Origin of the sequence: Conservatibacter flavescens, from assembly GCF_002795425.1 — a bacterium.
Lineage (GTDB): Bacteria > Pseudomonadota > Gammaproteobacteria > Enterobacterales > Pasteurellaceae > Conservatibacter > Conservatibacter flavescens.
The window spans coordinates 321408-346360 of sequence record NZ_PHHA01000002.1 but is presented as its reverse complement, the minus strand read 5'-3'; the positions used below and the strand labels follow the sequence as shown (position 1 = coordinate 346360).

Here is a 24953-nt window from a genome sequence, read left to right as displayed (position 1 = left end):
GATTAAGACAGAAAAAAGTTAAAAATGTTCCCGTTTTTTTGATTTTTTACATGAGTTTTAATCTGTTTAATTAAAGGTTGTTTTGTGAAGAAGAGAAAAACAAGGTATGAGCTAATTTAAGAAATTTAGATGATACTTTAAAATAGGCTGAATAATAGTATGATATTTTATTCAGCGCTATTTTTTATGAAAATGGTTAAGAATCTTTTAATTCAATTCAGTTATCTTTCTGCTTTGAGTAAACCTGAAGAGCCTTCGGAGTAATCTTTTGGCTCAAGTCTTGCAGGGTTAATATGTTCACCTGTTTCAGCAGAGGCTTCTTGTGACTCATTGGTAATTAAATTTTGAGAAAATAGTGCTTGCTGTTCAGAGTTAGGAAGCAATTTTGTTGAAGAGCTTGCTAAGTGCTGATAAAGTTTTTGATAATCTTGAGCAAGATTTTTGAGTAACTCTGCGCTTTCAGAAAAATGTTTTTCTAACTCTTGTTTTTGGTTGGAAACTTGTTCTTTTACGGCTTTTAATTCATTTTCGGTCTCTAACTGTTTTTTTACCGAGCCTTTTGTTAAACGCACGAGAAAATAACCGATAATTACACCCACAACAAGGCTTATACCCGCGATTTGCCACATTTCAGATGTCCAGTTTTGCATAATGTCACTCCTATTTCTAATATCAATCAAATAGGAGCATAATAACTGGAAATGGAGATTTTGTCTTGTTATAGATGTAAATAGTTTGAATAAGCTCACAAAAGCAAATAAGTGCGGTAAAAAAATAGGATTTTTTTATTAAAAAATTAGCATTGTGTTGAAAAATCTTGTATAATCCTGCGACCCTGTGATACATAGGTTTTTCCCGCCTTGTATATGCGTCGAGATCACACTCGAAGGGGTGAGATTAAGATAAAGGTTGTGTTTAAATTATTTAAACACTGGGTAATCAATTTTTATATTTGGTAATGAATTAATGAAAACTTTTGTAGCAAAACCAGAAACGGTTAAACGCGACTGGTACGTAGTAGATGCGACAGGTAAAACTTTAGGTCGTTTAGCGACTGAATTAGCACGTCGTCTTCGTGGTAAACATAAAGCAGAATATACACCGCATGTTGATACTGGTGATTATATCATCGTGATTAATGCGGAAAAAGTTGCGGTAACAGGTAACAAAGAATCTGATAAAATTTACTACTGGCACACTGGCTATGTAGGTGGTATTAAACAAGCGACTTTCAAAGAAATGATCGCGCGCCGTCCTGAAGCAGTGATTGAAATTGCGGTTAAAGGTATGTTGCCAAAAGGCCCATTAGGTCGTGCAATGTTCCGTAAATTAAAAGTGTATGCGGGTAGCGAACACCAACACGCAGCACAACAACCACAAGTTTTAGACATTTAATCACGAGGTAAAGGAAAATGGCAGAGAATCAAAACTACGGCACAGGTCGCCGCAAAAGCTCCGCAGCTCGTGTATTTATCAAACCGGGTAGCGGTAAAATTACTATCAACCAACGTGAGTTAGATGTTTACTTTGGTCGTGAAACTTCACGCATGGTAGTTCGTCAACCTTTAGAGTTAGTTGAATTAACAGATAAATTAGATATTTATGTGACTGTTAAGGGTGGTGGTATTTCTGGTCAAGCAGGTGCAATCCGTCATGGTATTACTCGTGCATTGATCGAATACGATGAAACTTTACGTCCTGCATTACGTGCTGCTGGCTTCGTTACTCGTGACGCTCGTCAAGTTGAACGTAAAAAAGTGGGTCTACGCAAAGCACGTCGTCGTCCACAATTCTCAAAACGTTAATACTATATTGTTATTATTCCAAATATCAAAAGATATTTGGAATTTTACAAAAATATCAAACAAAAACACCGCACTTCTTTTCAAAGTGCGGTGTTTTTTTATCAAGTTTTTGCTGAGTATTATGGTGAAAGTAATTCTTTTCGCACAATATCAGCACCTTGTGCAAGAGCATATAGTTTATCGGTGGCAACTTGGCGAGGTAGAGGAGCCATACCGCAATTTGTGCAAGGGTAGAGTTTATCCGCATCCACAAATTGTAAAGCGCGACGTAATGTGGCGGCAACTTGCTCAGGGGTTTCTATTTCATGAGTTGCTACATCAATTGCGCCAAGCATGACTTTCTTTCCACGTATAAGCTCAAGTAAATCCATTGGCACATGTGAGTTTTGGCATTCAAGGGAGATGATATCAATACTTGATTGCTGCAGCTTTGGAAAGGCTTCTTCGTATTGTCTCCATTCTGAACCGAGTGTCTTTTTCCAGTCAGTATTCGCTTTAATGCCATAGCCATAACAGATGTGTACAGCTGTTTCACATTTTAATCCTTCTGCTGCTCGTTCTAAGGCGGCTACTCCCCAGTCATTCACTTCATCAAAAAACACATTAAAAGCGGGTTCATCAAATTGAATAATATCCACTCCAGCGGCTTCTAATTCAAGGGCTTCTTCATTGAGGATTTTTGCAAACTCCCAAGCTAATTTTTCACGACTTTTATAGTGGCCGTCATACAGCGTATCGATCATTGTCATTGGGCCTGGTAACGCCCATTTAATGACCTTGTCTGTATGTTTGCGCAAAAATTTAGCATCATCTACGAAGATTGATTTAGGTCGAGAAACGGCGTGAATAACACTCGGTACAGAAGCCTCATAGCGATTGCGGATTCGAACAACCTTGCGTTGATTGAAATCAACGCCGTTTAAGTTTTCAATAAAAGTGGTAACAAAATGTTGGCGTGTTTGCTCACCATCACTAATGATATCAATACCTGCATTAAGTTGAGTTTGTAGGGCAACTAATAAGGCATCTTGTTTTGCTTCTAACAGCGCATCACCGGATAATTTCCAATCAGACCAAAGTTTTTCAGGCTCGGCTAGCCAAATTGGTTTTGGCAAGCTGCCAGCAGTAGAAGTAGGAAGTAATTTCGTCATAATCAACTCTTTTTCATTATTTTAATACATACTTTATATTTATAGCACATCAGTATTTGCCCATTGCGCTAACAAATCCCTATGGCGATTGATAAAGTGCTCTTTCGTAAATTCACCTTGCTTAATTGCAAGTAATCGACGTTCTTCTCTATCATATTCGATTTTCGTTACTGAATAGTCTTCATAATTTAAACTTGGCTGATAGGTTTTCCCTGCTGCTGAGTTCGCATTATAAATTTCAGGACGATAAATTTTTTGGAATGTTTCCATTGTACTGATGGTACCAATAAGTTCTAAGTTAGTATAATCATTTAATAGATCGCCCTTAAAATAAAAGGCATAAGGTGCGACGGATTTTGGTGGCATAAAATAGCGCACACTGAGCCCCATTTTCTTAAAATATTCATCAGTAAGAGAATAGTCATTTTGTATATATTCAACACCTAAAATAGGGTGGTGATTATCTGTTCTATGATATGTTCTTGTCGTGGCAACACTTAAACAAATAACAGGCGCTTTTGGTGATAATGCTTTGTATTCATCTGAACTCACCAAGTACTGATAGAGTTTCCCATGTAATTCGCCATAGTTGTCGGGTACGCTAAACTCAGATTTGTTTTTATTATATTCAGCCAATAATACACTAAAATCATAATCACGCACATAAGATGAAAAATTGTTACCCACGATTCCATCTAAACGTTGACCGGTTTTGTGATCGATAATATACGTTTTTAACACTTCGATTGCCGGAAAAATATCCGCATCACCTTGTACTTGCATATCAATTGATACAATATCAAGTTCAATACTGTAGCGATCAGATGTAGGATTATCCCAATTAGCAAGATCATTGAAGCGTTTATTAATCATATTAATGGTGTTTTTAAGATTTTCTTGGCGACGTTCACCTCTTGCTAAGTTTGCAAAGTTGGTGGTTAAACGCGTGCTTTGAGCGGGCTCATAGTTTTCATCAAAGCGAAGAGTTTTAATTGAGCAACGAAATGGAGTAGTCATAAATTAGCCTTTTTATTGAAAATTAGTTGGTTAAAATTGATGTTTATTATTAAACGGTATTTTTATCATAAATAAAAATGATCTTTTTTAAAGAGAATATGAATTAAATTCATGTTTAATATAAACAAGCTAAATTTTCTTAAAAAGGTTGTTTTTGTTTCAAAGATATTTTCATAGATAATGCTGAAAAAATGGTTCATACACTAAAGGGAAGCGAGATAGAAAAGGCAAAGTGACGTTGATTTGTGTCGGTTAATTAAACCTAGTATTTAATTAACCGACTGCCAGAAAATATGCTTAACTGTTTGCTTTGACAGCTTCGGCTATTTCTTCTGCGCAACGTTGGGCTAAATCAGCCTCTTCACATTCCACCATCACTCGAATTAATGGCTCTGTACCGGATTTACGTAGGAGGATTCGCCCCTTACCGGCTAAACGCTCTTCAACGGACTTGGCAACTGCTTTTACAGCATCATTTTCGAGTGGATTTGCTCCGCCGGCAAAGCGAACATTAATAAGGACTTGTGGAAATAATTGTACTGCACGAGTTAATTCATGCAGAGACATTTTATGATCAACCATCGCTTGTAATACGGCGAGGGAAGCGATAATACCATCACCTGTTGTATTCTTATCTGCAATAATAATATGGCCTGAATTTTCCCCACCAAATAACCAGCCTCGTTCTTGCATTTGCTCTAATACATAACGATCACCAACATTTGCACGTACAAAAGGAATTGCTAATTCTTTTAAGGCTAATTCAAGGCGCATATTGCTCATTAATGTACCAACTACACCACCTTTTAAATTACCTGAACGGAGCGCTTCTCTTGCGATAATAAAGAGAATTTGGTCGCCATCAACTTTATGGCCGAGATGATCTACCATCATGATACGGTCACCATCACCATCATAAGCAAGACCCAAATCAGCTTTGACCGCTAGCACCTTATCTTGTAATGCTTTAATATCGGTTGCGCCACATTTTTCATTGATATTCATTCCATTAGGTTCTGTACCAATTTCAATGACTTCTGCACCAAGTTCTCTTAATACATTAGGGGCAATGTGATAAGTTGCACCATTTGCACAATCTACAACAATTTTATATCCTTCTAAACTCATATGAGCAGGGAAGGTGCTTTTACAAAACTCAATATAGCGCCCAGCCGCATCATTAATACGGCTTGCGCGGCCTAATTCGGCAGATTCTACACAATCCATCGGTTCATCAAGCATGGCTTCAATGGCAATTTCAACATCATCAGGTAATTTCGTGCCTTGACTAGAGAAAAATTTTATCCCATTGTCATAATATGGGTTATGGGAAGCAGAAATAACGATACCGGCTTCGGCACGGAATGTGCGGGTTAAATAAGCTACTGCGGGGGTTGGCATTGGGCCAATAAATGCGGCGGATAAGCCAGCTGCAGCTAAACCGGCTTCTAGGGCAGATTCTAACATATAGCCAGAAATGCGTGTATCTTTACCGATTAATACTTGGCGAGATCCTTGAGTCGCAAGCACTTTACCGGCTGCCCAGCCAAGTTTTAAGGCGAAATCAGGGGTAATAGGGAATTGTCCTACTTTACCGCGTACACCATCGGTTCCAAAATATTTACGTTCAGCCATAATATTTCCTTTTTATTTATTCGATATAAAATGATTTTGTGGATTCGTTATTATTGTTCAGTGGCTTGCCAGATTTTTAGAGCATCAGCAGTTTCTGCAATATCATGTACACGCAAAATTTTTGCTCCTTTCTGGGCGGCAATTAATGCACTCGTGACACTACCGATCAAGCGTTGTTCAACAGGTTTGTCTAAAATTGCACCAAGCATAGATTTGCGAGAAAGTCCGGCTAAAACAGGATAGCCCATCGAACAAAATTGATTTAATTCTTTAAGTAAGCTGTAGTTATGTTCTACGCTTTTACCAAAGCCAAAACCAGGGTCTAAAATCAAATTCTCTTTTTTGACACCAGCTTGTAGACATTGTTCAATTTTTTCAGATAAAAATGACCGCACTTCAGCCACAACATCATGATATTGCGGAGCAGTTTGCATCGTACGTGGCTGACCTTGCATGTGCATAATGCAAACTGGAAGAGCAAGATCGACTGCCATTTGGAGCGCATTTTTTTCATTGAGTGCTCGGATATCATTAATTATATCCATACCGACTTGAGCCGCTTCATACATTATTTCTGGCTTTGAGCTATCTACTGAAATCCAGCAATCAAAGCGCTGATGAATGGCGTCGACTAATGGCACAACACGCGACAATTCTTCGTCAAGGCTCACTTCTTCAGCCATTGGGCGTGTGGATTCCCCGCCGATGTCGATAATGGCGGCCCCAGCGTTAATCATATATTCTACGTGGAAAAGTGCTTTATCTAATTGAAAAAATTGCCCACTATCGGAAAAAGAATCAGGTGTGAAATTAAGAATTCCCATAATTTGGGGGGTAGAAAGATCTAAGGTTTTTTGATTGGCAAAGAGTTTCATACAACATATGGATTAATAAAAGAAAGTGCGGTCAATTATACCGAAGTTTTCATGAAAAATAAAAAACCTTCTTGCAAACAAGAAGGTTTATTCATTAATGAGTTAAGCGAATAAGATTATTTATCATCACTTTCAGCTTTATCAGCATCATCTTGCGACTGCTGATTTTCCGCTTGTTCTTGTTTCGCTGCACGCTCATGAGCGTTATCCCAGCCCGGTGGTGGTGTAACTGGCTCACGGTTCATCAACTGTTTAATTTGTTCTTCTTCAATGGTTTCATATTTCATCAACGCATCTTTCATGGCGTGTAAAATATCCATATTATCAATCAACATTTGACGAGCGCGTTCGTAATTACGGCTAACGATTTGGCGAACCTCTTCATCAATGAGATGTGCGGTTTCATCAGACATATGTTTTGCTTTTGCCATAGAACGCCCTAAGAATACTTCTCCTTCATCTTCAGAATAGAGAATCGGACCCAGTTTATCAGAAAAGCCCCATTGAGTGACCATATTACGCGCAATATTGGTGGCCACTTTAATGTCATTAGAAGCACCCGTAGAGATATTTTCTTCACCATAGATCAAGTCTTCAGCTAAACGACCTGCATATAGTGTCGATAATTTACTTTCTAATTGTTTTTGACTGATGCTGACTTGATCGCCCTCAGGTAAGAAGAAAGTCACACCCAATGCTCGACCGCGAGGAATGATGGTGACTTTATGTACTGGATCGTGTTCTGGTACTAAATAACCAACAATGGCATGGCCAGCCTCATGATAAGCAGTAGATTCTTTTTGTTTCTCTGTCATCATCATGGTGCGACGTTCAGGTCCCATGTTAATCTTATCTTTGGCTTTTTCAAAGTCTAACATTGTCACAACACGTTTGTTGTTTCGAGCGGCGAATAATGCGGCTTCATTTACAAGGTTAGCTAAATCCGCACCTGAATAACCCGGACAACCACGAGCCAATACCATTGGATCCACTTCAGGGTCGACAGGCACTTTGCGCATGTGTACACGTAGAATTTGTTCACGACCTCGAACATCCGGTAAACCTACAACAACTTGACGGTCAAAACGTCCTGGACGAGTAAGAGCCGGATCAAGCACATCTGGACGGTTCGTTGCAGCGATAACAATAACCCCTTCTTTTCCTTCGAAACCGTCCATCTCAACTAACATTTGGTTAAGAGTCTGTTCACGTTCATCATGACCGCCACCTAAACCAGCACCACGCTGGCGACCGACAGCATCGATTTCATCAATAAAGATTAAACAAGGTGCTGCTTTTTTAGCTTGCTCAAACATATCACGTACACGTGAAGCACCAACCCCAACGAACATTTCAACGAAGTCTGAACCTGAAATAGTAAAGAAAGGTACTTTGGCTTCACCCGCAATCGCTTTTGCAATTAAGGTTTTACCTGTTCCAGGTGGGCCGACCATCAAGATACCTTTTGGAATTTTTCCGCCTAATTTTTGGAATTTACTTGGGTCACGTAAGAAATCAACAATTTCACCGACTTCTTCTTTAGCTTCGTCACAACCGGCAACATCGGCAAAAGTGGTTTTAATTTGCTCTTGGGTCATCATGCGGGCACGACTTTTACCAAAGCTCATGGCTTTGCCACCGCCGCCTTGCATTTGGCGCATAAAGAATAACCATACCCCAATTAATAACAACATTGGGAACCAAGAGATCAGAATTTGTGACAACAAGCCACGACGTTCAGGAGGCGTGCCTTCTACTTTGATTTTTTTATTTAATAAATCATTGAGGATTTTATCATCGTAGAGTGGCATTACTGTTGTATATTTTGTGCCATCGGTTTTTGTTACAAGAATTTCGTTATCATTAAAACGCGCTTGGCTGATTTGATTATTGCCAACATCAGCAACAAAAGTCGTATAATCTGTATTTGTTCCTGTTGTTGAACCACTAAAACCTTGATAGGCTGTCATCATGACAACCGCCACAACAGTCCAAAGAATTAAATTTTTAACAATATCGTTCAAGGCGTTACCTCATTTGTTGGTTTGTTGATTAATAAATTCAGTTACAAGTAAATTAGTAATTATGATAATTTGTAACCTGTTGCGACAATATAAACTTCTCGAGAGCGTCCTCGTGAAGCTTCAGGTTTTCGAACTTTGACGACACTAAAAAGAGAACGAATTTCTTTTAGATAATCGTCAAATCCCTCACCTTGAAATACTTTCACCACAAAGCTTCCTTTGGGGGCGAGTACTTGGCGACACATATCTAAGGCGAGTTCCACTAAATACATAGCGCGTGGAATGTCGACAGATGGCATACCGCTAAAATTTGGCGCCATGTCAGACATAACGACATGTACTTTTTCTTCGCCTACGCGTTCGAGCAGGGCTGCGAGTACGTTTTCATCACGAAAATCACCTTGAAGAAAATCGACTCCAACAATAGGATCCATATCCAAAATATCACAAGCAATAACACGCCCTTTCGTACCAATTTGAGTGATCACATATTGAGACCAACCACCTGGAGCCGCACCTAAATCGACGACAGTCATACCTGGCTTAAACAAGCGATCTGTCTGTTGAATCTCGTCCAGCTTAAAATAAGCACGAGAACGCAGCTTTTGCTTATGTGCTTTTTGTACAAAAGGATCTTTAAAATGTTCGTTCAGCCAACGGCTTGAACTAGCAGAACGTTTTTTTCCCATATCCCATAAATGTTTAATAAATTGTAACAGTTTCCAATATAGAGGCATTATACAAGCATTTCAAGTTTGTTGCTGTATAAAATTTCGGAGAGTGGCAATCATACAACGTAGTTTTTGCTAATGAACCACTAAGAAAACTTGTTACCATTGATAAATTGCGATAATCAGAGGCATTGTCATGACACAAAGTAATGTGGTGACACCATAAATACCGCTGGCTTTATTGGCGTCTTTTTTGAATAAAAGCGCCATTTGGGTCACGGTAGAAGCTGCTGGTGAGGTGACAGCTAAAAAACTGATCATCATAATAATATCACCATTAGGTAGCCATTTATTTGCAGGTATTGCTTTCATGATGACTAAAATACAAAGTGGAATAAAGATTAGACGTAAAAAACTGACTAAATAAATTCGTTTTGATGAAAATAAGGTTCTTAATGGTATAGAAGCAAGTAACATTCCTGCAATTAACATGGCATTTGGGCCAATCATGATGCCAATGGCGGAAAATGTGCCTGTGATTAGGCTAGGTAATTTAATTTGAAAGACAAATAAAATTAACCCAACGATGATGGAGATAATATTAATATTACTGATAATTTTTTTGAAACTTAGCTCGGCTTTACCACATAATAAGATACGGCAGTGAGACCAAAATAGAAAAATCTGTACCGCCATAAATCCACAAGAATAGATTACCCACTCAGGGCCAAAAAGTGCGGTAACTAATGGAATAATTAAATTACCAGAGTTAGAGTAAATACTGGTAGCTTGTTCTAAACTGTCTAACTTGAGTGGAATACTTAACAGTTTGACTAAAATAATTAGCACAATATGCAAAATAATGGCTAATGCAAAAGAGAAGAGCAAACCTTGTGATACCTCAGGAGTATAATCTACTTGGAAAGCGTTAATAATAACACAAGGGCTAATAATATAGAGTCCGATAACAGATAGAGGGTAGCTGTCTTTTGAGTCTAATAGTTTAGACTTAACAATAGCAAATCCAGCAAACATAATGAGCGCAAGTTCGGTAATTTTAATGGCAAGTAGTAAAGCGAGTTCCATAGCATTTCCTTGATAGTGTTCATTTCTATAGTAGCGACTTTTTGGGCTTTTCGCTAGGGGGCGTTCAGTTTTGTTTATTTTTGAATGAGAAGCCCTATCAAGTATGATTCAAAAGGCTTGTTTCCCTTGTCTCAAAATAAATGTATTTCGCGATAAAATAAAGCTTAGCAGCCCCTAGAAATATTTGTGATTTTTTGTTTAAATGAATTATCTTCTCCTGGTTTCTTGGCACATTTAGGTTTTCTATGTCATTACAATTAAATGCTATTGCACTTTTGCTTGTGGCGCTGATCTTATTAGGACTGTTTAGCCATAATACCTCTGTTACGATCTCTGCTGCAGTGTTACTGATTATGCAGCAAACCTTTTTGACTAAATATATCCCTTTTGTGGATAAATATGGTTTAAAAATCGGAATCATTATTTTAACGATTGGCGTGTTGAGCCCGCTGGTATCGGGCAAAATTCAAATTGATGGAATAAGCCAGTTTCTGAATTGGAAAATGATTTTAGCCGTTGTGACAGGTGTTATTGTGGCATGGTTAGGTGGTCGAGGTGTGTCTTTAATGAATATGCAACCCACACTAGTAACGGGACTGGTAGTGGGAACCATTATTGGCGTCTCCTTTTTTGGCGGCATTCCTGTGGGGCCACTTATCGCAGCAGGCATTTTATCTTTAGTCATTCAACATAGTTGATAACTTGTTTTTACACAAATAAATTTTCTTTTTGGAATCTCTTTCACATTTTTTACTGATAAATTTGTATTGTATCTCAAAGTATGTCGAAATAATTTTCTACTTGATTATTTTGTAGATACAATATAAGGTGTGAATGAAAATTAGTTATGATGAAAATAAATCTTTACGCAATATTGCGTTACGGCAGTTATCTTTTGCGAAAGTAGTAGATTTTGATTGGGAGAGAGCAATTGTACGTGAAGATGTACGTTTCAATTATTCAGAACAACGCTATGTCGCTTATGGCTATTTAGAAGAGCGATTACATTGTTTGTGCTTTACTCCGGTTTATGACGGGATCAGGGTAATTAGTTTTCGTAAAGCAAATAAGAGGGAAATACGGGATTATGAGCAGACCATTAACAAATGAAGCAGGGGAAGTTCGTGAATTAACCGCAGAGGATTTTGCGAACTTTAAACCCATTGCCGAAGTGATGTCCCCTGAATTTATGGCAATGGTTACCACCCATATGGAAAATCGTAAGGGGCGAGGCAAGCAGAAAAAACCGACTAAAGAATTAGTTTCTATTCGCCTTTCTGCTGATGTATTAAAAAGTTTTAGGGCGACCGGCAAAGGTTGGCAAAATCGTATTGATCAAGTGTTATTAGAATATGTGTCGAACCAGTAATGCATGAAATAATATTTAGTCAAATGATTTAATTGAAATAAATTGTGTGGTCAGGTGAAAAAACTCACCAAACAGACCGCACTTTTTCATTTCTATAACTATGTTAAAATAGGGATTAATTTTAGATTTAACTTGATAACTTAATGAAACGGCATCTTTCTTCAAAACAATATTCTTTTTCTCCCGAACAACAGGCATTGATAACACAACTTTCAGACGTGATGAATACGGATTATCGCCGTTTGCTTGGACGAATACGAGGGCTTAGCCAAATCAAAAATCCTGTGGCACAACAAGCCGTAATTACGGAAATCGAACAGGATATTTTTCTTGCAAAACAACGCCTTGAACTGCGTCGAAGTGCGGTTAAAAAACCGATTGTTTTTCCGGATTTGCCCGTATCTGCCCGTCGAAGTGAGATTTTGAACACGATTAAAGAAAATCAGGTGGTCGTGATTGCCGGCGAAACCGGTTCTGGCAAAACCACTCAGTTGCCGAAAATGTGTTTGGAACTTGGTCTCGGTACTAAAGGTTTCATCGGACACACTCAGCCAAGACGGATTGCGGCACGCTCTGTGGCAACACGTATTGCAGAAGAATTGCAATGTGAATTGGGCACTCAGGTAGGCTATAAAGTACGGTTTAACGATCAGATTTCGGAACAAACTCAAATTAAGTTAATGACCGATGGGATTTTATTGGCTGAAATCCAAACGGATCGTTTTTTAAATCAATATGATTGCCTTATTATTGACGAGGCCCATGAACGCAGCCTTAACAATGATTTTATTCTAGGTTATTTAAAGCAACTATTGCCACGTCGCCCTGACCTAAAAGTGATCATTACCTCCGCGACCATTGATGTGGAACGCTTTTCCAAACATTTTAATCATGCGCCAATTATTGAGGTTTCAGGCAGAACCTATCCAGTTGAAGTTCGTTATCGTCCAATTGTGGAAACTGAGGAGCAAGATCAGTTACAAGGTGTTTTGAATGCGGTAGATGAATTGCAGGCGGAAGGGCGTGGTGATATTTTGATTTTTCTTAGTGGTGAACGGGAAATTCGTGATACGGCAGAAGCATTAGAAAAGCAAAACCTAAAATTCACTGAAATTCTACCGCTCTTTGCCCGGCTTTCAGCGCAGGAACAAAACCGTATTTTTCAACCGACTAACTTAAACCGTATTGTACTGGCGACCAATGTCGCAGAAACCTCTCTGACGATTCCGAATATTAAATATGTGATTGATCCAGGTACAGCAAGGATTTCTCGTTATAGTTATCGTACTAAAGTGCAGCGTTTACCGATTGAGCCCATTTCACAAGCTTCCGCTAATCAACGTAAAGGACGTTGCGGGCGGGTAAGTGAGGGGATTTGTATTCGCTTATATTCGGAGGAAGATTTTAATACTCGTCCGGAATTTACCGATCCAGAAATTTTACGTACAAACTTAGCTTCAGTCATTTTGCAAATGACAGCACTTGGCTTAGACGATATTGAGGCTTTTCCATTTGTGGATGCGCCTGATCGTCGTCATATACAAGATGGGGTTAAATTATTAGAAGAGTTAGGGGCATTTGAACAAACGCGTAGGGGAGAAGCGCGTTTAAGCCAAGTAGGTAAACAGTTGGCCCAATTCCCAGTGGATCCTCGATTGGCTAAAATGTTATTAGGCGCAGTAGAACAGGGCTGTTTACATGAAGTTATGATTATTGTTGCCGCATTGTCTATTCAAGATCCTCGTGAACGTCCACTGGAAAAACAGCAATCCGCCGATGATAAACACCGTCGTTTTGCGGATAAAAAATCCGATTTTTTGGCGTTTCTTAATTTGTGGAAATATTTACAACAAAACCAAAAAGCGCTGAGTAAAAACCAGTTTCGCCGTTTATGCCAAAAGGATTATTTGAACTACTTACGAGTGCGGGAATGGCAGGATATTTATCATCAAATTCGCTTAACTGTGCGAGAAATGGGGTTGCCAATTAATTCAACAGAAGCAAAATATGCGCAAATTCATACCGCACTTCTCAGTGGCTTGCTCTCCCATATTGGGCAAAAAGAAGCGGAAAAGAGCCAATATCTCGGCGCGCGCAATGCCCATTTTGCTATTTTTCCGAATTCAGTGCTTTTCAAAAAGCAACCGAAATGGGTGATGGCTGCAGAGTTGGTGGAAACCAGTAAACTTTGGGGGCGAATGGTAGCGGAAATTGAGGCAGAATGGATTGAGCCCCTTGCCACACATTTGACCAAAAGTAGCTATGCTGAACCACGTTGGTCAAAATCGAAAGGCGCAGTGATCGCGGATGAAAAAGTCAGTTTGTATGGTGTGCCGATTGTGGCTGCTCGCCCTGTTAATTATGGTCGCATTGATCCCACAGTGAGCCGTGAGATCTTTATCCAATCCGCTTTAGTCGAAGGGAATTGGCATACAAAGCACAAATTTTTCTTTGAAAACCAGAAATTAATTCAAGAAGTGGAAGCGCTAGAGCATAAATCACGTCGCCGTGATATTTTGGTGGATGAACGGACCTTATTTGAATTCTATGATCAACGTATTGGCATGGAAATCGTGTCTCAGAAACATTTTGACAGCTGGTGGAAAAAGGCGCAGCAGCAAGAGCCTGAATTGCTCAATTTTGAAAAATCTTTTTTAATTAATGATGAGGCGGAGACCGTAAGCAAACTGGATTTCCCGAATTATTGGCAGCAGGGCAATGTAAAATTAAAACTTAGCTATCAATTTGAACCTGGTACAGAAGCTGATGGTGTCACTGTGCATATCCCACTGCCACTACTCAATCAAATTGAAATGACGGGCTTTGATTGGCAAATTCCTGGTTTACGCCATGAGTTAATTGTAGCCTTGATTAAATCTTTGCCGAAATCCCAACGGCGTAATTTTGTGCCGGCACCGAATTATGCCGATGCGTTTTTGGGGCGTATTACAGATATAGATAAGCCGTTATTAGAGAGCTTAAGTCATGAATTACGTCGGATGACGGGAATATGGGTTGCCCCAGATGAATGGAATCTTGAACAAATTCCACCGCACTTAAAAATCACATTTAGAGTGATTGACGATAGAGGCAAAAAAATTGCCGAAAGTATGGATTTAGATGAGTTGAAATTCCGTTTGAAAGATCAGGTACAGCAAAGTATTTCAGCCGTAGCGGATGATGGTATTGAACAAAGTGGTATTCATATTTGGAATTTTGACCGTCTGCCACAGTTTTATGAACAGAAAAAACAGGGATTTACAGTAAAAGCGTTCCCGGCCATTGTAGATGAAAAAACAGCGGTAGGGATCAAATTATTTGAAACAGAATTTGAACAGTCTGTCGCCATGCAGCAAGGTTTACGCCGTTTGCTATTGCTAAATGTACCGTCGCCCATTAAATATTTGCACGAAAAATTGCCGAATAAAGCCAAGCTAGGTTTGTATTTTACGCCATTCGGTAATGTGTTGAGTTTGATTGATGATTGTATTGCTTGTGCGACAGATAAATTGATTGCAGATTTTGGCGGTGTGGTATGGGATGAGCAAAACTTTACACAACTGCGGGATTTCGTGCGAGAAAATCTCAATGAGATCACAGTAGACATCGCTCAACAAGTTGAACAAATTCTGACGATAACGTTTGATATTAATAAGCGTTTAAAAGGCAAAATGGATTTTACGATGGCTTTTGCTTTGTCGGATATTAAAACACAAATCAGCGGATTGATTTATCCCGGCTTTGTGGAAAAAAATGGTTATGATCGTTTGCCGGATTTACATCGCTATTTGAATGCTATAGATAAACGCCTTGATAAATTGGGACAAGATATTAACCGAGATCGGGCAGCAATGTTGCGAGTGGAACAGGTTCAAAAAGCGTATCAACAATTGCTACAAAAACTGCCGAAATCCAAACCGCACTCTGCGGCAGTAAAAGAAATTCCTTATATGATAGAGGAACTGCGGGTCAGTTTATTTGCGCAACAATTAGGCACAAAGTATCCTATTTCTGATAAACGGGTGCTGAATGCGATTAATGAGATAAAATCATCTTGAAATTTGAAAATTTATACCCATTTAATGATTAATTCATTGATATTATTTAAGGAGATAGCATGGATTTTAATTCAATTTTAAACCAAGTTTTAGGTGCGGCGAAAGGCGCGGCAAATAATCAAAATAGCGCAGGTCAAATTGGTAAATTTGGCGGGGGCGCTGCAGCAATTGGTATTTTATCCATGCTTTTGGGTAAAAAAGGGGGAGCGAGTTTAACTAAAATGGGAACCCTTGCTGCATTAGGTAGTCTTGCGTATCAAGCTTACCAAAATTATCAGAAAGCCCAACCACAAACAGCTCAACCCTTAGAAGAAGAGGCATTTAATCCAGAAAATCATCAAGAGAGTGGTAATGCGGTATTGCGTGCAATGATTGCAGCGGCAGTATCTGATGGCCTATTAGATGAACAGGAAAAACAGGCGATTTTTGTTGAAGCCGGTGAGGATCCTGAGCTTAAAGAATGGATTATGAATGAAATTAATCATCCAGCCAGTGTCGAGGTGATTGCACAACAAGTGGCAAATAATTCAGCTTTAGCGGCTCAAGTCTATTTAGCTGCACGCATGGTATGTGGTGATTTGTCTCGTAAAGAAATTGTGTTTTTAGCTCAATTAGCCGATGCGTTACATTTAGATGAAAGTTTTGTAGAACAGCTTGAGAAAGAAGCTGGCTTTTAATTAGAAAGTGCGGTGGATTTTGGGACTATTTTTAGTCAAATAAATTCATTTTGAGACAAGGAAATTAAGTTTGATAAGAATCAAATTGAATTTAAAAATTATACCTTAATCCGACCGCACTTTTTGTTAGCGTTTAAACATCATATCTTCCCATTACGCTTGCTTGTGCAAGAATGTGATTCTGCATAGCAAAGTGTAATTCATTGAATCGGAAACCCGCTTTTAAATCGAGTTTAGTGTCCAGTGCATATACAATCAATTCATAGCGATGCTCACAATTTGGGGGAGCCATACCGCCGTAGGCTGAAGCTTCTTGTATATCAAACTTGCCTAGAACACTTGCCCAACTATTTGCGCCCTGTATATAGTCAGTTGCTGTTTGGCTTTCATTCTCTTGTACACAGGTGCGTTCTAAATTGGCAATTAACCAATGAATCCAAACAAAACCGCTCGCCGTAATCGCATCTTTGTCTTCTAATACCACAGCGAAAGACTGCGTGCCTTCAGGTGCATCACTGATTTCAAAAGGAATAGAATAAGTCGGCATACCATTAGGGCTAAATTGTGTACCTCGTTTGCCATATTGATCGTCAAATCGGCCATTTTTAATTGCAAGACTAGTTACTTTCATATTCGCTCCTTTATGTTTTGAGTAAATCGGCAAGGCCTGCTTTCATCACAGACATTTGTGATTCATATAAAGCTTTACTTTCCCGTTCATCAATCATGTAGTTAATGGTTTCAGATAGGGTCATATTCATTTTTTTCGAATACTTCGATAAGCGTTGCCACACCGCATATTCCAAATCAATGGATTTTTTCTTAGTAGATTGTTTTTCCCCATTGAAAAAGCGCTTGCGACGGGCGCGAATGGCTTGATCGAGCTTGATGGTTAAATTTGGAGATAAATGTTTGGCGATCCATTCTTCAATGCGTTTAGGATTATTTTGGCTTTCCAATAATTGACGGATCATTTCCTGCTCTAGGCTTTTTTCTTCATATTTACTGATCTGATGACCATCACGTTGTTTTTTAATTAAATATACCCACTTCCAATTGGCTTCTTGGTTTTCTAATTTTTGATATTTCATGTGTTTTCCGTAAAAATGGTATTGTGACGTGGTAACCTAACTATAATATAACGGTTCAATACCGATTTTTCCAGTGTTATTTATCGATTAAACCAACGCCAAAACCCTTTATGTTGAGTGGATTCTATTTTTTGCTCAATTCGTTGATTGATAAGATAAGAGAGGGTTTGATTATCTGCGGTATAAACCTTGCCTTCTTCTTCCAAGAAATCTCGTTGGAATAGTAGGTTGGCCGTTTGAAAAATATCATCTACGGCCCAAATAAAAAATTCCCCTTTTTTGACCGCACTTACGACTTCATCAGATAAACTGAGCTGATGGCAAGTTGAACTAGGAATAATAACACCTTGTTTTTTAGTTAAACCACGTTGAGCGCAAATAGCAAAAAAACCTTCAATTTTATGGTTTACCCCTCCAACGGCATGCACAAGACCAAATTGATCAATGGCCCCTGTTACTGCGATATGTTGAGGAAGTGGAATATCGGTGAGTGCACTGACTAAGGCACAAAAGATGGCTAAAGAAGCACTATCGCCATCAATATCGCTATAAGATTGCTCAAAAACCAGTGAGGCGGAGAAAGGCAATTGCGATTGAAAATTTAATAGCCCTGCTAAACATGCCTCAGCAATCATCATGCCTTTGCCGTGAATATTGCCTGCGAGTTCATTTTTACGATCAATATCGACAATTTCACCATCGCCAAAACGCACAATACAGCTAATACGTGATGGTTCACCAAAGATTAATGGTGTGCCAGGATATTCGATAACGGATAACCCGTTAATTTGCCCGATGATTTCGCCATCAGTTGCAACATAAACTTGTTCATTAAGAATGTCGGAATAGGCTTGTTCTCGCAGAAAACTATATTCAAATTGTTTTTGTTGAAAATATTGCTCAAAAGACATCGCGTTGAGTGGCTTTCCTTGAGAGATAAGAGTGGTGCGACTTAATATTTCACGCAAGGAATTTGGGGCGATAGAAATACAAGTGCGATCTTCACTGTCACGTACTGCTAATTGATATAATTTATTTAAGCCATCTAAAGTTAACTCAGGGAAGTGATTTTCCTTTGCAAAGTTTTGTATAAAATCGCTCCATTGTATTTGCTGGGCAGGGCTTTCCACAAGAAAATAACTATCCATTTCACCATAATCGCCTAGCAGATAGAGTTCAGGTTCCAGTTCTGAAAAGGTGGCAAGTTCGTCCCGATTACCTAATAAAATGACTTTTAGCTTCAAAGGGTAGCTTGGAATATCACAAGGCAGCGCTTTGAATGGGTGAGTGCTATACCAATCAAATTGATGAGTGATGAGAATATTTTTTAAACGCTCCCAAAGGTCAAATTGTGCTAACAGCGCAGATAAGCTTAAAATTAGCACGCCACCATTTAGTTGATGAACAAGACCGGGAATTAATTGAATATCTTTGGAAATAGGGTGTTGGCGAATAGAACCAAAAAGCTTTGCATGATCAAAATATAATGCTGTATTGATATTTTGTTGCGCCGAAAAATTATCTTCTAAGGATTCTGCTTTTGCTATTGTGACATAAGGAAAATCGCTTTTTTCTCCTTTTTCTACTGTGTATTTTACCCCTGTGACAGGGTTATCTTCATTTAGCTGAGATTGAACAAAAGTTTGTACTATCTTGGCCATTTCAGCAATTTCATTAGCTTTAAGGACTAATAAGGAGCGATGTGAATTGGCTAAAAAAGAGCGAATAGATGAACATGCGCGTGGCTGTAATGCGATGGCATGTGTATTTCCAGTAGGTAAATCAGCTAGTTCTAATGTTGGTTGTAAGGTTTCCCAATGTAGGGCATGTTCACTCAATGCTAATAAAGACACTCGATTCTCACTATTCAATTATTATATTTAATGTCGATATAAACCGGCATTATGGCACAAAATGAAAAATTTCGCTCGTTTAATACTGATGATAATAATGACTGATCGGACAAGTCAGCTTACATGTGTTAGCTTATTTAAATTGCCTATTAACTTTGCTAGAATCACATTTTTGCAAAATATTGCGATTTTATTATATTTTCGTGAGCAGATAGAGGATGTAAAATAATGAACACTTGTATTCCAAATAAAAAAAACGCCTATACATATGAAGATTTGCTAGCTTCAGGGCGTGGTGAGTTATTCGGTGAAAAAGGTCCACAATTGCCTGCACCAACTATGTTGATGATGGATCGAGTCACTGAAATGAACGAAACAGGTGGACATTTTGGTAAAGGTTATATTGAAGCGGAATTGGATATTCGTCCGGATTTATTTTTCTTTGATTGCCATTTTATCGGTGATCCTGTTATGCCAGGATGTTTAGGATTAGATGCGATGTGGCAGCTGGTAGGGTTTTATCTCGGTTGGATTGGCGGCGAAGGAAAAGGCCGAGCCTTAGGAGTGGGTGAAGTGAAATTTACCGGACAAATTTTACCAACAGCGAAAAAAGTGACTTATCGTATCCATATGAAACGCGTGATTAACCGCAAATTAGTGATGGGATTAGCAGATGGCGAAGTGGAAGTGGACGGTCGTGTAATTTATACTGCTACTGATTTAAAAGTTGGCTTATTCCAAGATACCTCTGCGTTCTAGTTTATTTCCTCCTATGTTATCAGCCCCGAATGGGGCTGTTTTCTTTACTGCATTGATAGTTAAGCAAAAGTGCGGTTGTTTATTTCTCTCTTTTATCTTTTATTCCCAGCCTTGTTTACCCCTATAAGGGGATTTGTTTTTGTCGCCACAGATAGATAATTCATGCTAAAATAAACGGATTTTAGCGTATTTCCAGTATTTAAGGTTAAAGATGAAACCCTCAATTATTAGTAAATTAGATAGTTTAAATGAACGACATGAAGAATTAGAGGCATTATTAGGTGATGCTTCGGTGATTAGTGATCAAGAAAAATTTCGTGCCTATTCAAAGGAATATGCGCAATTAGAGGATGTCGTGAAGTGTTTTGCCCGTTGGAAACAACTCAACAATAATGTGGAAGAAGCGGAATTATTGCTTGATGATCCTGATATGCGAGAAATGGCAGAGCTTGAAATCGAAGAATGTAAACAAGAATTAGAACAAGTTGAACAACAACTACAGATTTTGTTATTACCGAAAGATCCTAATGATGAATATAATGCTTATTTAGAAATTCGCGCGGGTACCGGTGGTGATGAAGCCGGGATTTTTGCCGGTGATTTATTCCGTATGTACAGTCGTTATGCAGAAAGCAAACGTTGGCGCATTGAAGTATTGTCAGCGAATGAAAGCGAGCAGGGCGGATTTAAAGAAATTATCGTCAAGGTTAATGGCGATGGCGTATATGGCCAATTAAAATTTGAATCAGGTGGCCATCGCGTGCAGCGTGTGCCAAAAACGGAATCTCAAGGACGCATTCATACGTCGGCATGTACGGTGGCGGTTATGCCAGAATTACCTGAAAGTGAATTACCAGAGATCAACCCAAGCGATTTGCGAATTGATACCTATCGCTCATCAGGAGCGGGCGGCCAGCACGTCAATACAACGGATTCCGCTGTGCGGATTACCCATATCCCGACAGGAATTGTGGTTGAATGTCAAGACGAGCGTTCACAGCATAAAAATAAAGCAAAAGCCTTATCAGTTTTAGCTTCCCGCATTGTACAGGTTGAGCAAGAGCGCCAAGCGGCTGAACAAGCTAGTACGCGCCGTAATTTATTGGGCTCAGGGGATCGTTCAGATAAAATCCGAACTTATAACTATCCACAAGGGCGTGTGACGGATCACCGTATTAATTTAACGGTTTATCGTTTGGATGAAGTAATGAATGGCAAAATTGATGAATTAATTCAACCGATTATTACAGAATATCAGGCAGATCAGTTAGCTGCGTTATCGGAAACCAATTAAGATTCATGAATTACCAGACTTGGCTAAATGAGGCGGTATTATCTTTATCCGCCGCCGATTTGCAAGATAGTCCTAAACGTGATGCACAATTGATTTTACAATGTGTGACACAGCAATCTTTTGCCAATATTTTTGCTTTTGGTGAAACTGCATTATCAGAAAAACAATTAGCTGAATTAACGGTACTTTTGGCTCGTCGTTTAACAGGTGAGCCGATGGCTTATATTCTCGGTGAAAAAGAATTTTGGTCATTGCCGTTACTTGTGTCGCCAGATACCTTAATTCCACGTCCGGATACGGAAATTTTAGTGGAAAGTGCGCTGAAGATTGGGCAAGATTGTTTGCAAAATCAATCCACCTTACGGATTTTGGATTTGGGGACAGGCACCGGCGCCATCGCTTTAGCATTAGCAAGTGAGTTAAAGCCGTTGGCTGAAAAGTGCGGTTCCATATTAGAAATTATTGGGGTCGATCGCATTGCGCAAGCGGTCAGTTTGGCACAACGTAATGCAGAGCGTAATCAATTGACATTTGTAGACTTTTTGCAAAGTGATTGGTTTTCTCGTCTTCCCTCTGACACAAAATTTGATATGATTGTGAGTAATCCGCCTTATATTGAAGCGGGTGATATTCACTTGGTTCAAGGTGATGTGCGCTTTGAACCATTGTCTGCCTTAGTTGCGGAAGAACAAGGTTATGCAGACCTACGATTTATTATTGAAAACGCACCGCACTTTTTGAAAGACGAAGGGTGGTTGCTGCTGGAGCATGGTTGGCAACAGGGCGAAAAAGTGCGGTCTATTTTTGTAGAGAATAATTGGCAACGAATTGCGACTATAAAAGATTATGGTGGTAATGAACGTGTGACATTAGCACAATATGCAGTATAAACAATGAGTAATAATCAGAAACTTTTATTTCAGTTAATGATGGATTTTTATCGTACTACGACAGATGGGGAAGGGCGTTCAAAAATTTATGGGCGCATGGGACATCTAGTGCGTAAAGTTCATAAAGCGATAGACAAACAAGCGACTATTAAAACGCAAGTTCAGCAATTACTGTACTTGGTTTATGAGGAGTGGGGATTTTATTGCGATGATGAACGTTATTTCTTATCAGATAATTTATATTTGGATCAGGTATTAGAAAGTAAAAGTGGAATGCCTGTTAGTCTGGGCGCGATCATTTTATATTTGGCGGAAAGTTTACAATTACCGATTTATCCAATGAATTTCCCTACCCAATTAGTATTGCGCGTTGATTTAGAGGAAGAAATATTATTTATTGATCCTTGGGACGGGAAATTTATTTCCCGTAGCTTGTTAGCCACCTGGTTTGAGGGATATTTAGGCTTTGGACATAAGATGTTAACCAAAGATCTTGCTTGTGCAAAATCTGAAGAGTTACGTGATCGTTTTAACCAAGTAGCCAAAATGGCACTCATACGAGAAGAGCGTTATTCTGAGGCTTTAGGATTCATTACACACCTACTGCGTCACAATCCTGAAGACCCTTATGAAATTCGTGATCGCGGTTTGGTATTAGCGCATATGGAGTGTTTACATGCGGCTATTCCGGACTTAAGTTATTTTATTGAACATTGTCCAGATGATCCCACTGCCGTGTTATTAATGGCACAAATGTCAGAGTTAAAAGAACAACAATATCCACTTCATTGAGGAATGAAAAATGCAAAATAAAATTGTGAAAATTGGTCAAATAGATGTGGCAAATGACAAGCCTTTTGTTTTATTTGGCGGTATGAATGTGTTAGAAAGCCGTGATATGGCAATGCAAGTTTGTGAAGCTTATGTAAAAGTCACGGAAAAATTAAATGTACCTTATGTTTTTAAGGCTTCTTTTGATAAAGCCAATCGTTCTTCTATTCATTCCTATCGCGGTCCTGGCATGGAAGAGGGATTAAAAATTTTCCAAGAGCTGAAATCAACTTTCGGTGTGAAAGTTATCACCGATGTACATGAAATTTACCAGTGTCAGCCTGTAGCTGAAGTCGTGGATGTAATTCAATTGCCTGCGTTTTTAGCGCGTCAAACCGATTTAGTGGAGGCGATGGCGCGTACTGGTGCGGTGATTAATGTGAAAAAACCACAATTTCTCAGTCCGGGGCAAATGGGAAATATTGTAGAAAAAATTGCAGAATGTGGTAATGAGCAAGTGATTTTATGTGATCGGGGCTCAAATTTTGGCTATGATAATTTAGTTGTCGATATGCTTGGCTTTGGCATAATGAAAAAAGTATCTCATGGTAGCCCAGTAATTTTTGATGTCACCCATTCATTACAGTGTCGCGATCCATTTGGAGCTGCTTCCGGTGGACGTCGAGAACAAGTGACGGAATTGGCAAGAGCAGGCATGGCAGTGGGATTAGCAGGGTTATTTTTGGAGGCTCACCCAGATCCAAATAATGCAAAATGCGATGGCCCATCAGCGCTGCCATTGGCGGCATTAGAAGGGTTTGTGAGCCAAATGAAAGCCATTGATGAGTTAGTGAAAAGTTTCCCAGAACTTGATACGACACAATAATTTTGGTAATAATGAAAAAGTGCGGTGGAATTTACCGCACTTTTTATAGAAAAGGAGAATCCATGAAAATTGTATTTTTAGATAGCACCGCTATTCCTTCTCATATCCCGATACCTCGTCCAAATTTTGAGCATGAGTGGGTTGAATATGAACATACCTCGCCAGAACAAACGATAGAACGTATGCAAGATGCGGAAATTGCGGTAACGAGTAAAGTCGTATTTTCCCGTGAAATTATGCAACAGTTACCCAAATTAAAATTAATTGCAATTACCGCAACGGGGACAAATAATGTTGATCTTGTGGCAGCAAAAGAATTAGGCATCACAGTAAAGAATGTTTCAGGTTATTCTAGCGTGACTGTGCCTGAACATGTTTTGGGTATGATCTTTGCATTAAAACACAGTTTTGTAGGGTGGATTAAAGATCAGTTAACGGATAAATGGGTGGAAAATAAACAATTTTGTTACTTTGATTATCCCATTACTGATGTGCGAGGCTCGACATTAGGGATTTTTGGTCGAGGGAATTTAGGTAAAGAAGTTGGTCGTTTGGCAGAATTATTAGGCATGAAAGTCTTGTATGCAGAACATCAAGGCGCGACAACTTGCCGTGAGGGATACACACCATTTGAAGACGTGTTCAAGCAAGCGGATATTATTACCTTACATTGCCCATTAACTGAAACAACACAAAACCTCATTAATAAAGAGACACTTGGGTTATGTAAAAAAGGTGCGTTGTTAATTAATACTGGGCGTGGACCGTTGGTTAATGAAATAGATTTATTGGCTGCTTTAGAATCCGGACAGCTTGGTGGCGCAGCGATTGATGTCATGATCAAAGAACCCCCAGAAAAAGGAAATGTGTTAATGGAAGCGGCGAAAACTATGCCAAATCTTTTAATTACACCACATATTGCTTGGGCAAGTGATTCAGCGGTGACTACGTTGGTCGGTAAAGTCACAAAAAATATTGAAGAATTTGTGGCAACAGGCAAATAATGATTTAATTGCAATCTATTGTAAGGGCGACAGCGTT

The 24953-nt window shown here is 39.1% G+C and carries 24 protein-coding genes; 13 read left to right on the top strand and 11 right to left on the bottom strand.

From position 1 onward, the window contains the following. Positions 1-221: 221 nt before the first annotated feature. Positions 222-650, bottom strand: a complete 429-nt coding sequence (locus CVP05_RS01645) for a Z-ring associated ZapG family protein (protein WP_100287810.1) — start codon at positions 648-650, stop codon at positions 222-224. Between the two features lie 316 nt (positions 651-966). On the opposite strand from CVP05_RS01645, the gene rplM reads away from it, so the two are divergent. Next, positions 967-1395 (top strand): 50S ribosomal protein L13, encoded by a 429-nt coding sequence (rplM, locus tag CVP05_RS01640; protein ID WP_100287809.1) that lies wholly within the window; start codon positions 967-969, stop codon positions 1393-1395. 17 nt (positions 1396-1412) lie between these two features. After that, complete coding sequence (gene rpsI, locus CVP05_RS01635; protein ID WP_100287808.1) at positions 1413-1805, top strand: 30S ribosomal protein S9; 393 nt, start codon at positions 1413-1415, stop codon at positions 1803-1805. A 119-nt stretch (positions 1806-1924) separates the two neighbouring features. On the opposite strand, the gene CVP05_RS01630 is transcribed toward rpsI, so the two are convergent. The 7 genes from CVP05_RS01630 to CVP05_RS01600 form a co-directional block, all read right to left on the bottom strand. Next, positions 1925-2956 (bottom strand): methionine synthase, encoded by a 1032-nt coding sequence (locus CVP05_RS01630; protein WP_100287807.1) that lies wholly within the window; start codon positions 2954-2956, stop codon positions 1925-1927. A 39-nt stretch (positions 2957-2995) separates the two neighbouring features. Further along, positions 2996-3973, bottom strand: a complete 978-nt coding sequence (locus CVP05_RS01625) for a DUF1852 domain-containing protein (protein WP_100287806.1) — start codon at positions 3971-3973, stop codon at positions 2996-2998. A gap of 297 nt (positions 3974-4270) precedes the next feature. Beyond that, positions 4271-5608: a phosphoglucosamine mutase gene (gene glmM / locus CVP05_RS01620; protein WP_100287805.1), complete on the bottom strand. Its 1338-nt coding sequence runs from the start codon at positions 5606-5608 to the stop codon at positions 4271-4273. Between the two features lie 50 nt (positions 5609-5658). After that, a complete protein-coding gene (folP, locus tag CVP05_RS01615) occupies positions 5659-6483 on the bottom strand; it encodes a dihydropteroate synthase (protein WP_100287804.1) in 825 nt (274 codons plus the stop codon). Positions 6484-6599: 116 nt separating this feature from the next. After that, positions 6600-8498 carry an ATP-dependent zinc metalloprotease FtsH gene (gene ftsH, locus CVP05_RS01610; RefSeq protein ID WP_100287897.1) on the bottom strand — a complete coding sequence of 633 codons (1899 nt, stop codon included), beginning with the start codon at positions 8496-8498 and terminating at the stop codon, positions 6600-6602. Positions 8499-8566: 68 nt separating this feature from the next. After that, complete coding sequence (rlmE, locus tag CVP05_RS01605; RefSeq protein WP_100287896.1) at positions 8567-9196, bottom strand: 23S rRNA (uridine(2552)-2'-O)-methyltransferase RlmE; 630 nt, start codon at positions 9194-9196, stop codon at positions 8567-8569. Between the two features lie 141 nt (positions 9197-9337). Further along, a complete protein-coding gene (locus CVP05_RS01600) occupies positions 9338-10264 on the bottom strand; it encodes an AEC family transporter (protein WP_100287803.1) in 927 nt (308 codons plus the stop codon). A gap of 245 nt (positions 10265-10509) precedes the next feature. On the opposite strand from CVP05_RS01600, the gene CVP05_RS01595 reads away from it, so the two are divergent. From CVP05_RS01595 to CVP05_RS01575, 5 genes are all read left to right on the top strand, one after another. After that, positions 10510-10962, top strand: coding sequence for a DUF441 domain-containing protein (locus CVP05_RS01595; RefSeq protein WP_100287802.1), 453 nt, complete (start codon positions 10510-10512; stop codon positions 10960-10962). 136 nt (positions 10963-11098) lie between these two features. Next, positions 11099-11374: a BrnT family toxin gene (locus tag CVP05_RS01590; RefSeq protein WP_100287801.1), complete on the top strand. Its 276-nt coding sequence runs from the start codon at positions 11099-11101 to the stop codon at positions 11372-11374. Further along, entirely contained in the window at positions 11352-11633 is a 282-nt protein-coding gene (locus CVP05_RS01585) for a BrnA antitoxin family protein (RefSeq protein ID WP_100287800.1), read from the top strand. Before CVP05_RS01590 ends, CVP05_RS01585 begins: the two co-directional genes overlap by 23 nt. A 143-nt stretch (positions 11634-11776) precedes the next feature. Beyond that, positions 11777-15691, top strand: a complete 3915-nt coding sequence (gene hrpA / locus CVP05_RS01580; RefSeq protein ID WP_100287799.1) for an ATP-dependent RNA helicase HrpA — start codon at positions 11777-11779, stop codon at positions 15689-15691. 59 nt (positions 15692-15750) lie between these two features. Beyond that, complete coding sequence (locus tag CVP05_RS01575; RefSeq protein WP_100287798.1) at positions 15751-16368, top strand: tellurite resistance TerB family protein; 618 nt, start codon at positions 15751-15753, stop codon at positions 16366-16368. A gap of 133 nt (positions 16369-16501) precedes the next feature. On the opposite strand, the gene CVP05_RS01570 is transcribed toward CVP05_RS01575, so the two are convergent. The 3 genes from CVP05_RS01570 to CVP05_RS01560 form a co-directional block, all read right to left on the bottom strand. Beyond that, entirely contained in the window at positions 16502-16999 is a 498-nt protein-coding gene (locus CVP05_RS01570) for a YbhB/YbcL family Raf kinase inhibitor-like protein (protein ID WP_100287797.1), read from the bottom strand. A gap of 10 nt (positions 17000-17009) precedes the next feature. Beyond that, positions 17010-17459 (bottom strand): macrodomain Ter protein MatP, encoded by a 450-nt coding sequence (gene matP, locus CVP05_RS01565; protein WP_100287796.1) that lies wholly within the window; start codon positions 17457-17459, stop codon positions 17010-17012. A gap of 80 nt (positions 17460-17539) precedes the next feature. Beyond that, entirely contained in the window at positions 17540-19312 is a 1773-nt protein-coding gene (locus CVP05_RS01560; protein WP_100287795.1) for an AAA family ATPase, read from the bottom strand. 228 nt (positions 19313-19540) lie between these two features. Here CVP05_RS01560 and fabA point away from each other — a divergent pair, with 228 nt between their 5' ends. From fabA to CVP05_RS01530, 6 genes are all read left to right on the top strand, one after another. Then, positions 19541-20071 (top strand): 3-hydroxyacyl-[acyl-carrier-protein] dehydratase FabA, encoded by a 531-nt coding sequence (gene fabA, locus CVP05_RS01555; protein WP_100287794.1) that lies wholly within the window; start codon positions 19541-19543, stop codon positions 20069-20071. A 211-nt stretch (positions 20072-20282) separates the two neighbouring features. Further along, positions 20283-21365, top strand: a complete 1083-nt coding sequence (gene prfA / locus CVP05_RS01550) for a peptide chain release factor 1 (protein ID WP_100287793.1) — start codon at positions 20283-20285, stop codon at positions 21363-21365. Between the two features lie 5 nt (positions 21366-21370). Continuing rightward, on the top strand, positions 21371-22255 hold the full coding sequence (prmC, locus tag CVP05_RS01545) for a peptide chain release factor N(5)-glutamine methyltransferase (protein WP_100287792.1): 885 nt from the start codon (positions 21371-21373) through the stop codon (positions 22253-22255). Between the two features lie 3 nt (positions 22256-22258). Next, on the top strand, positions 22259-23047 hold the full coding sequence (locus CVP05_RS01540; protein WP_100287791.1) for a SirB1 family protein: 789 nt from the start codon (positions 22259-22261) through the stop codon (positions 23045-23047). A 10-nt stretch (positions 23048-23057) separates the two neighbouring features. After that, on the top strand, positions 23058-23912 hold the full coding sequence (kdsA, locus tag CVP05_RS01535) for a 3-deoxy-8-phosphooctulonate synthase (RefSeq protein ID WP_100287790.1): 855 nt from the start codon (positions 23058-23060) through the stop codon (positions 23910-23912). Between the two features lie 62 nt (positions 23913-23974). After that, positions 23975-24916, top strand: a complete 942-nt coding sequence (locus CVP05_RS01530) for a 2-hydroxyacid dehydrogenase (RefSeq protein ID WP_100287789.1) — start codon at positions 23975-23977, stop codon at positions 24914-24916. The last annotated feature ends 37 nt before the right edge of the window (positions 24917-24953 follow it).

Excerpts from the sequence above, each read along its gene's own strand:
- CVP05_RS01575 (WP_100287798.1), top strand. The coding sequence starts at position 15,751 with ATGGATTTTAATTCAATTTTAAACCAAGTTTTAGGTGCGGCGAAAGGC.
- glmM (WP_100287805.1), bottom strand. The coding sequence starts at position 5,608 with ATGGCTGAACGTAAATATTTTGGAACCGATGGTGTACGCGGTAAAGTA.
- CVP05_RS01540 (WP_100287791.1), top strand. The coding sequence starts at position 22,259 with ATGAGTAATAATCAGAAACTTTTATTTCAGTTAATGATGGATTTTTAT.
- CVP05_RS01590 (WP_100287801.1), top strand. The coding sequence starts at position 11,099 with ATGAAAATTAGTTATGATGAAAATAAATCTTTACGCAATATTGCGTTA.
- rlmE (WP_100287896.1), bottom strand. The coding sequence starts at position 9,196 with ATGGGAAAAAAACGTTCTGCTAGTTCAAGCCGTTGGCTGAACGAACAT.
- prmC (WP_100287792.1), top strand. The coding sequence starts at position 21,371 with ATGAATTACCAGACTTGGCTAAATGAGGCGGTATTATCTTTATCCGCC.
- CVP05_RS01630 (WP_100287807.1), bottom strand. The coding sequence starts at position 2,956 with ATGACGAAATTACTTCCTACTTCTACTGCTGGCAGCTTGCCAAAACCA.
- CVP05_RS01600 (WP_100287803.1), bottom strand. The coding sequence starts at position 10,264 with ATGGAACTCGCTTTACTACTTGCCATTAAAATTACCGAACTTGCGCTC.
- kdsA (WP_100287790.1), top strand. The coding sequence starts at position 23,058 with ATGCAAAATAAAATTGTGAAAATTGGTCAAATAGATGTGGCAAATGAC.
- CVP05_RS01585 (WP_100287800.1), top strand. The coding sequence starts at position 11,352 with ATGAGCAGACCATTAACAAATGAAGCAGGGGAAGTTCGTGAATTAACC.
- CVP05_RS01625 (WP_100287806.1), bottom strand. The coding sequence starts at position 3,973 with ATGACTACTCCATTTCGTTGCTCAATTAAAACTCTTCGCTTTGATGAA.
- rplM (WP_100287809.1), top strand. The coding sequence starts at position 967 with ATGAAAACTTTTGTAGCAAAACCAGAAACGGTTAAACGCGACTGGTAC.
- CVP05_RS01570 (WP_100287797.1), bottom strand. The coding sequence starts at position 16,999 with ATGAAAGTAACTAGTCTTGCAATTAAAAATGGCCGATTTGACGATCAA.
- prfA (WP_100287793.1), top strand. The coding sequence starts at position 20,283 with ATGAAACCCTCAATTATTAGTAAATTAGATAGTTTAAATGAACGACAT.
- folP (WP_100287804.1), bottom strand. The coding sequence starts at position 6,483 with ATGAAACTCTTTGCCAATCAAAAAACCTTAGATCTTTCTACCCCCCAA.
- matP (WP_100287796.1), bottom strand. The coding sequence starts at position 17,459 with ATGAAATATCAAAAATTAGAAAACCAAGAAGCCAATTGGAAGTGGGTA.
- rpsI (WP_100287808.1), top strand. The coding sequence starts at position 1,413 with ATGGCAGAGAATCAAAACTACGGCACAGGTCGCCGCAAAAGCTCCGCA.
- fabA (WP_100287794.1), top strand. The coding sequence starts at position 19,541 with ATGAACACTTGTATTCCAAATAAAAAAAACGCCTATACATATGAAGAT.
- CVP05_RS01530 (WP_100287789.1), top strand. The coding sequence starts at position 23,975 with ATGAAAATTGTATTTTTAGATAGCACCGCTATTCCTTCTCATATCCCG.
- CVP05_RS01645 (WP_100287810.1), bottom strand. The coding sequence starts at position 650 with ATGCAAAACTGGACATCTGAAATGTGGCAAATCGCGGGTATAAGCCTT.
- hrpA (WP_100287799.1), top strand. The coding sequence starts at position 11,777 with ATGAAACGGCATCTTTCTTCAAAACAATATTCTTTTTCTCCCGAACAA.
- CVP05_RS01595 (WP_100287802.1), top strand. The coding sequence starts at position 10,510 with ATGTCATTACAATTAAATGCTATTGCACTTTTGCTTGTGGCGCTGATC.